General features: G+C 45.9%; 9 protein-coding genes. 6 read left to right on the top strand and 3 right to left on the bottom strand.

Annotated elements, in window-relative coordinates:
* A partial coding sequence (locus ACTHMC_RS19850; protein ID WP_440415746.1) for a M3 family oligoendopeptidase occupies window positions 1-1,702 on the top strand: 1,702 nt, incomplete at its 5' end.
* A gap of 255 nt (window positions 1,703-1,957) precedes the next feature.
* Here the strand turns inward: ACTHMC_RS19850 and ACTHMC_RS19845 are convergent.
* Together ACTHMC_RS19845 and ACTHMC_RS19840 are read right to left on the bottom strand one after the other, a co-directional pair.
* On the bottom strand, window positions 1,958-2,392 hold the full coding sequence (locus ACTHMC_RS19845; protein WP_440415744.1) for a Fur family transcriptional regulator: 435 nt from the start codon (window positions 2,390-2,392) through the stop codon (window positions 1,958-1,960).
* 31 nt (window positions 2,393-2,423) lie between these two features.
* Entirely contained in the window at window positions 2,424-3,080 is a 657-nt protein-coding gene (locus ACTHMC_RS19840) for an SCO family protein (protein WP_440415742.1), read from the bottom strand.
* A 136-nt stretch (window positions 3,081-3,216) separates the two neighbouring features.
* On the opposite strand from ACTHMC_RS19840, the gene ACTHMC_RS19835 reads away from it, so the two are divergent.
* The 3 genes from ACTHMC_RS19835 to ACTHMC_RS19825 all read left to right on the top strand — a co-directional run bounded on the left by ACTHMC_RS19835 (window position 3,217) and on the right by ACTHMC_RS19825 (window position 4,972).
* Window positions 3,217-3,618, top strand: coding sequence for a MerC domain-containing protein (locus ACTHMC_RS19835; protein ID WP_440415740.1), 402 nt, complete (start codon window positions 3,217-3,219; stop codon window positions 3,616-3,618).
* Between the two features lie 98 nt (window positions 3,619-3,716).
* Window positions 3,717-4,316, top strand: a complete 600-nt coding sequence (locus ACTHMC_RS19830; RefSeq protein ID WP_440415739.1) for a NifU family protein — start codon at window positions 3,717-3,719, stop codon at window positions 4,314-4,316.
* Window positions 4,317-4,444: 128 nt separating this feature from the next.
* On the top strand, window positions 4,445-4,972 hold the full coding sequence (locus ACTHMC_RS19825; protein WP_440415737.1) for an SRPBCC family protein: 528 nt from the start codon (window positions 4,445-4,447) through the stop codon (window positions 4,970-4,972).
* 2 nt (window positions 4,973-4,974) lie between these two features.
* Here the strand turns inward: ACTHMC_RS19825 and ACTHMC_RS19820 are convergent, their stop codons facing one another.
* Window positions 4,975-5,778 (bottom strand): SDR family oxidoreductase, encoded by an 804-nt coding sequence (locus tag ACTHMC_RS19820; RefSeq protein ID WP_440415735.1) that lies wholly within the window; start codon window positions 5,776-5,778, stop codon window positions 4,975-4,977.
* 77 nt (window positions 5,779-5,855) lie between these two features.
* On the opposite strand from ACTHMC_RS19820, the gene ACTHMC_RS19815 reads away from it, so the two are divergent.
* Both ACTHMC_RS19815 and ACTHMC_RS19810 read left to right on the top strand, forming a co-directional pair.
* Window positions 5,856-6,407, top strand: a complete 552-nt coding sequence (locus ACTHMC_RS19815; protein WP_440415733.1) for an AAA family ATPase — start codon at window positions 5,856-5,858, stop codon at window positions 6,405-6,407.
* A 35-nt stretch (window positions 6,408-6,442) separates the two neighbouring features.
* The coding region (locus ACTHMC_RS19810) for an ArnT family glycosyltransferase (protein ID WP_440415731.1) at window positions 6,443-7,689 on the top strand (1,247 nt) is incomplete at its 3' end.

The following is a 7,689-nucleotide window of genomic DNA, read 5'->3' as shown; positions in this document are numbered from 1 at the left end:
TAAAAAGCTACCCCGAAAATACCTTCCCGCAGATTACACCATCACCACCTGGGAAACACTGGAGCCCTGGTTCAGGGAATTGCTGGAAAGACCCATCAATTCCTCTTCAGACATGGAGCAATGGCTGCAGGATATGAGTGAACTTGAAGCCATGATAAGCGAAGACGCCTGCTGGCGCCAGATCAAAATGACCTGTGATACCGAAAATAAGGCCCTGGAAGAAGCTTTTGTGTTCTTTGTAACCGAGATCCAACCGAAAATGGGCCCTTATGCCGATCAATTGAACAGAAAGCTCATCGAAAATCCATTTACAAAGGAGCTGGACCAGAAAGAATATTTCACTTACCTGCGGGGAGTGAAAAAGAGTATTGACCTTTTTCGTGAAGAAAATATTCCGATTCACTCGGAATTGGGCGTTTTGCAGCAACAATTCGGTCAGATTTCAGGAAAAATGACAGTTTCTATAAATAGCCAGGAATACACTTTACAGCAGGCTGCCAAATTCCTGGAGAATCCTGACAGAAACATCCGCGAAACAGCTTATCACGCCATTCAGAAAAGAAGACTGGAAGATAAGGATGCATTAAATGAATTATTCAGCACTTTGGTGCAAAAACGGGATAAATTAGCCCAAAATGCGGGTTTTTCTAACTATCGCGACTATAAATTCAAGGAATTAGGCCGTTTTGATTATACCAAGGAAGACTGTTTCCAGTTCCATGAAGCGGTGAAACTGCATGTACTGCCCCTGGTGAATGCCATCTACCGGAAAAAGAAAGCGAAATTGGGACTGGATACCCTGAGACCCTGGGATACTGAAGCAGAACCTGCAGGTATCGCACCCCTCAATCCTTTCAAGGGTGGCAAAGAGCTGCTCGACAAAACAGTGAAAGTTTTCGAAGATTTGAGGCCATTTTTCGCCGATTGTCTTCGAAAAATGGAAGAATTGAAGCATTTTGACCTGGAAAGCAGAAAAGGCAAAGCGCCCGGCGGTTATAACTGCCCGTTAGCAGAAAGTGGTGCTCCTTTTATTTTTATGAACGCGGCCGGCCAGATGGGCGATGTAACTACCATGGTTCACGAAGGTGGACACGCTATTCATTCCTTCCTGGCGCATCCCCTGAAACTGAGCTCCTTCAAAGAGTACCCGATGGAGATCGCAGAGGTGGCCAGCATGAGCATGGAACTTTTCTCCATGGATTCCTGGGAAGTTTTCTTCGATAAGGAAGAAGATCTGATGCGCGCCAAAGAGCATCAGCTGGAGAGGGTGATCACCATCTTTCCCTGGATTGCCACCATCGACAAATTCCAACACTGGGTGTACGAAAATCCAACGCATACCCTGGAAGAAAGAGCCGCAAAATGGATGGAAATATTACAGGAGTTCTCGTCTGACGAAATTGATTTCTCGGGACTGGAAAACTATCGCAATTACGGCTGGCAACGTCAGCTCCATCTTTTTGAAGTACCTTTATATTACATCGAATACGGTATTGCTCAACTGGGAGCCATTGGTCTCTGGATGCAATTCCGTGATAATAAAGAAGCAGCGTTAGACAACTATATGAATGCGCTCAGTCTCGGAGGCACCAGAACACTACCCGAGCTGTATCAGGCGGCTGGACTGGTTTTCAACTTTTCACCCGAACATATTAAAAAGTTGATGAACTTCGTGAAGCAGGAACTGGAAGTCCTACGTTAATTGATGGCCGAAAAAAAATACCCAGTTAGTGGTATACAATTTATTCGTGCTAACAATTATCTTTGTTATTCAAAATCTGCAATTTGATAGGATGATTTATCATCTGACATCATAAACTAGCTACTAATCAGAGCCTTAACCAAAAGTCCCGTTGTTTCCACATCGGGGCTTTATTTTTTGTTTAAAACCTACGCGGTTAAAGAGCTGTTGATTCTCAATATGTACTATAACGTTAGATTGACATTTCTCATCTTCTCAGTGGCACTCACTGCAAATCCCTGATACTATCATCTGCACTTCTGCGGGCTGAAACCCTTTAGGGAGCTTAACTTCAGGGATCACCACTTCTTCCAGGCAAATGGTATTGCCACAATGATTGCAAACGAAGTGAACGTGATTATCGTGATGATGGCCCTCAGTACAATCATCTTTACATAATGCGTAGAGTACGGAATTATCCGGAGTGGGAATGGTGTGCACAATTCCTTTTTCCATGAACACTTGTAGGGTACGGTATACCGTTACCCTGTCAAACTTCTCTCCCGTTTTCTTTTCAATATCACCATGCGCCAACGCACCGTTTGCTTGTAGAAAAAGTTCGAGGATCTTCTTACGACTATCGGTTACGCTCAGCTGATTATGCTTGAGAATATGATCGATCTGTGAATCGTGTGATCTGTGCATGTTCATATTATCCATCCTTTATTGAGTGCCGGCAATATCAGTTGCCGAACATATTGTTACTGAATCGTTCCTGAGATACCGGTTCTGCCAGCAGTCCGCGGATATCTTTGATCAGTTCTTCCAGTTCATCTTTCTTCAGCCCATCGTAGATCTTCCGCACCTGGCCTGACTTATCTACCAGCGCCATGAACTGGGTATGCAGGAATTGCTGATCGATGCTCACCATATTATTCTTGGGATCATCCAGCAGGTAACTGTTCCGCGCCGCATTATAAAGACTGTCCTTCCTGCCTGTTACAAAAGTCCAGCGCTCTGTATTTACATTCAGCGAGTCCCGCGCATATACTTTCAGTCTGGCTGCAGAATCTGTTTCCGGATCGCTGGTATGCGAGAGTATCATAAAACCGTGCTCATCTTTGAATGCTTCATACACCGGCTTCAGGTTCCTGTTCATGATCGGGCAGATACTTTTGCAGGTGGTAAAAAAGAATTCAGCTACATACACTTTACCTGCCACCAGCCTTTCGTCTACCTGTTTCCCATCCTGATTTTCGAAGTGAAATGGTTTTACATGGCTGAGCACCGGCAGCTTCACATCTCCGAAGCCGGGGATTACCAGGGTAAGGGCAAAATAAAATCCAACAGAAAGCACTACGAAAAAGGCCAGGTAAAAAAACAATTTCTTCTTCATCATTCTACAATCGGTTAGCGGAGTTAATACTGCCTGCAAAGTTACGCCCGTATGCCCCGATAACCATCATTTTTCCAGTTTTGACAAATTATTTGCAACTAAGTTGCAGAATGTTCGCTGGCTCCTGTATCTTTGCAATATGAACCGGATAAACTGGGACGCCTGGGGAGTTGCCACATCGCTGGCCTGCGCTATTCACTGCGCCATTTTACCATTATTATTATCAAGCCTGCCCGTTTTCGGGATCAATATTATCGAAAACGAGCCTTTTGAATATTTCATGATCTTCCTGGCTTTTGCCATCGGGTCTTATTCACTCTGGCATGGATACAGGAAGCATCACCACAGCATGCTGCCATGGGCGCTTTTTGCCGCCGGCATTATTCTGCTGATTGCCAAACAGGTATGGCATCACCATCAGTTCTGGATCCTGCCTTTTGCCGTGATCTTCATTATTGCTGCGCACCTGCTGAACTATCGTTTCTGCCGGGTCCACAACCATGCACACGCAGATGACTGCGATCATTCCACGCCCGTGTAATAGATTCCTTTAATTTCTGTCCGGCCAACTGTTTTCAGGAATTAAAAAACAATTGCTGGCCGGTCTTTGTTATTTTTGCAAGATAAACACCGTGAATTATGATTAAAACAGGAAATCCTGTCATCAGCATTTATACCGAAATGACTCCTAACCCGGAAACGATGAAATTCGTAGCCAATAAGCTGTTATACCCGGGTAAAAGCATTGATTTTCCTGATGTGGAGAGCGCAAAGCCCTCCCCACTCGCTATAGAATTGTTTGGTTTCCCTTTCATCAGGTCCGTTTTTATTGCCAGTAACTTTGTTACCCTCACTAAAACCGCGGAAACTGAGTGGACCGATGTGATCCCTACTATCCGCCAGATCCTGAAAGAATACCTGGAAGACAATACTAAATCCGTAATCAATGAGGACGAAGTAGCTGCTATCAAACCGGAGAGCAGCAACCTGGTAGCCGCTGATGACGATGATGTGGTTAAACGTATCAAAGAACTACTGGAAAACTATGTAAAGCCAGCCGTTGAAATGGATGGTGGTGCTATCCAGTTCAAAAGTTATGACGATGGCGTAGTGAACCTGATGTTACAGGGAAGCTGCAGTGGATGCCCTTCCTCCATGATCACCCTCAAAGCGGGTATCGAAGGAATGATGAAGCGCATGATCCCTGAAGTGAAAGAAGTAGTGGCAGAAGCCGAGTAATCACTCGTTACTATACTATTGAAAAAGCCGGTCCTTATCAGTACCGGCTTTTTTAGTTGGATATGATAATATTCAGGTGGCTTGACATTTGCTGCCGTTTACCGTACTTTTAGTTAAACTGCCCGCTTATGGTTGTTGTATATACTATACTGTTGGTGTTGGGCCTGCTCGTAGTGGCAGCATTGCTGATTGCCGCACTCCTGCCAGGTTCATATAACATAGAGAAGAACATCATCATCAACAGGCCACCGGGCTCTGTGATGGAGAAAGTGGCAGACCTGCACTATTACGCACAATGGAATCCCTGGCAGAAAACAGAGCCTGACAGCAAACAGGAGATCACCGGAACACCCATGACCAGGGGCCATCGTTATTCCTGGAAAGGAAAAAAGGTGGGAGAAGGCTCACTCACCCTGAAAGATATCGATTCAAAACATATTCATTTCGATCTTGAATTCATCAAACCATTTAAATCCAGCGCCAACGATAACTGGCGCTTCGATGAATGGGGCAATGCTGAAACCAAGATCACCTGGCAGAATAACGGGGAGCTTCCCTATCCCATGGGAAGGCTGATGGGGCCTATCCTGAACAAGACCCTCCAGAAACAATTTGAACAGGGATTGCTGAATTTAAAAGCCCTCTGCGAAAAGTAATTTTACTCCGGCATCGCTTTCATGAAGATCTTTATGGCCTGGGTTGGAAAGAAGCGCATCAGCAGTATCGCCAGGCGCTCCTGTGAAAAAGGCTTACCCACATACTTCTCAAATTTTCCTTTCTCGATTGCTTTCAGGATCTGCTTTGCAGTCAATTCCGCGGAATAACCATTCCCGATATTCTTTCCTTCTTCATTCAGTTTTGCTCCCGTAGCAGTCACGGCATTACGGCTGACATTGGTTCGTATATACCCCGGCGTTATGATGGTTACTTTGCAGTTGAATTTCCAGACCTCGGCACGCAGGCAATCGAAGAACCCATGTAAAGCATGTTTGGCGGCAGCATAGGCAGAGCGCATAGGCGTACCGATCTTGCCCATCACACTGCTGATCACTACAAAATGACCGGTCTTTCTTTCCTGAAAATGAGGTAGCAGCAACCTGGTAAGTTCTATATAACTGAAATAATCCACCTCCATTACCTTGCGCTGCACTGCTGGCAGGGTGTCCATCACTTTGGAGCGCTGGCTGATCCCTCCGTTATGGATCATGATATCCACCTGTCCGAATGCAGCCAAAGCATTGCTGGTGGCAGCCTCCAGGCTATCTGCCTTTTCCAGGTCGAGCACCAGCGTTCTGATCTGTGCCGGCTTACCTGATTGCTGCTGCACACGTTTCAGCTCTTCTTCCCGACGGGAAGAGATGATCAGCTTTGCGCCGCGCTGCGCCAGCTCATAAGTAAGGGCTTCACCAATCCCGGAAGAAGCACCGGTGATCCACACTATTTTGTTTTGGAAGAAAGACATCGGCATAGGTTTGATGCCATCAAATATCTGAAATCCTTCGCATACTGTATCTTGCATTCAAGAGCAAGACTGGCTTCATGAAAAAAATAGTGATCATAGGACCTGAATCTACCGGCAAGAGTTCCCTCTGTCAGCAGCTGGCTGATTTTTTCGGAACAGCCTGGGTGCCGGAATATGCCCGGGAATACCTGGTTGAGCATGGAGCCGGTTACACTTATGAAGACCTGTTGACCATCGCAAAAGGACAGGTTGCGCTGGAAGAAAAATATGCCGCTTCTTTTCCACAGAAATTTCCACTGGATGGGCCGTTGTTCATAGATACTGACCTCTATGTTATGAAGGTCTGGTGTGAGTTTGTTTTTTATCGCTGCCATCAGTGGATCCTGGATAATATCGTTACCCGTAAATACGATCTTTACCTGCTCTGCAATATCGATCTGCCATGGGTGAAAGATGAGTTCCGCGAGTACCCCGACCTGGTTTCCCGCCAGCAGTTATACCACCTTTACAAAGACATCATGATCAACCAGGCTGTGCCATGGGTGGACATTTCCGGCGATTACGATCAGCGTTTCCTCAGTGCGAAAGCCGCTGTAAAAAAATTGATGGGTTCCGCTAAACATTGCTGATTGTCCGGGTGTTGTTGCTGTTTATGTTCACTCTCGTGCGCAAGCACCACTGCTTACTATTCTTCCTGACCTGGTTCATTATAAATTTCATTCAGGCCGGCTTAACTGAATTGATTGATGATGAAGCTTACTACTGGGTCTACTCTCAATTTCCCGCCTGGGGATACTTCGATCATCCACCAATGATCGCAATGCTGATCAAGGCTGGTTATGGACTCTTTGGAAACGCACTGGGTGTACGGTTTTTTGTAGTACTGCTGAATACTGCTACCATCTTCATCATCCGGCAACTGATTCCTCAGAAAAATGATCTTCTCTTTTACGCTATAGCCTGCACCGTGGCCGTGGCACAGATCGGAGGTATGATTGCAGCACCCGATGCACCACTTCTTTTTACTGTGGCCTTATTCTTTTTATTCTATAAAAAGTTCCGGGAAAACACAGATATTCTCAATACCCTACTGCTGGGAGCTGGCATGGCCCTGATGCTCTACAGTAAGTACCACGGAGTGCTGATCATCTTTTTTACATTGCTGTCCGACCTTTCGCTTTTTAAAAAATACCAGACCTGGCTTGCCGCGCTGTTCACACTACTTCTCTTTTCCCCTCATCTTTACTGGCAATACACACATGGTATGCCTTCCGTTCAATACCATCTTTTTGAAAGGAATGCCAGTGAATATAAAATAAGCTATACCATTGAATACCTGCTGGGACAGATAGCCATGACCGGACCAGTGATGGGTTGGCTCCTGCTCTGGGCCGCATTTAAGCTCAAACCGGCAACAGCGGTTGACCGGGCTATGAAGTTTTCACTGGCAGGTATATACGCGTTTTTCTTCCTGATGACTTTCAAAGGCCGGGTGGAGGCCAACTGGACTCTCCCCGCTTTCATTCCACTGATGGTGCTGGGGCATCAGTTCCTGAACAATCCCCTGTTACATGAACAGAAATGGCTGATCAAAAGTGTGCCGCTCACCCTGTTTCTCATTCTGCTGACGCGGATCTACCTGCTTTCTTTTTTTCCGGCTACAGGCTGGTTTCACAAGGCGGATGAAGTACATGGTAATAAGGTTTGGGTGAAAGCAGTGGAAGAAAAAGCCGCAGGACTTCCGGTAGTTTTCATCAACTCCTACCAGCGGGCTTCCAAGTACTGGTTTTATGCACAAAGACCTACTTATTCACTGAACGGTGTGGATTATCGCCGCAACAATTATAATTTCTGGCCGGTGGAGGATTCCATGATGGGAAAGAAAGTGCTGGCCATTGCCAGGTGCCATCC

This window comes from Pseudobacter sp. (assembly GCF_051955275.1).
Classification (GTDB): domain Bacteria; phylum Bacteroidota; class Bacteroidia; order Chitinophagales; family Chitinophagaceae; genus Pseudobacter.
This window is presented reverse-complemented; position numbering and strand designations above follow the sequence as displayed.

Bases quoted from the DNA above. Each gene is read 5' to 3' on its own strand.
- ACTHMC_RS19820 (WP_440415735.1), bottom strand. From the start codon at position 5,778: ATGTCTTTCTTCCAAAACAAAATAGTGTGGATCACCGGTGCTTCTTCC.
- ACTHMC_RS19825 (WP_440415737.1), top strand. From the start codon at position 4,445: ATGGTTGTTGTATATACTATACTGTTGGTGTTGGGCCTGCTCGTAGTG.
- ACTHMC_RS19845 (WP_440415744.1), bottom strand. From the start codon at position 2,392: ATGAACATGCACAGATCACACGATTCACAGATCGATCATATTCTCAAG.
- ACTHMC_RS19835 (WP_440415740.1), top strand. From the start codon at position 3,217: ATGAACCGGATAAACTGGGACGCCTGGGGAGTTGCCACATCGCTGGCC.
- ACTHMC_RS19830 (WP_440415739.1), top strand. From the start codon at position 3,717: ATGATTAAAACAGGAAATCCTGTCATCAGCATTTATACCGAAATGACT.
- ACTHMC_RS19840 (WP_440415742.1), bottom strand. From the start codon at position 3,080: ATGATGAAGAAGAAATTGTTTTTTTACCTGGCCTTTTTCGTAGTGCTT.
- ACTHMC_RS19815 (WP_440415733.1), top strand. From the start codon at position 5,856: ATGAAAAAAATAGTGATCATAGGACCTGAATCTACCGGCAAGAGTTCC.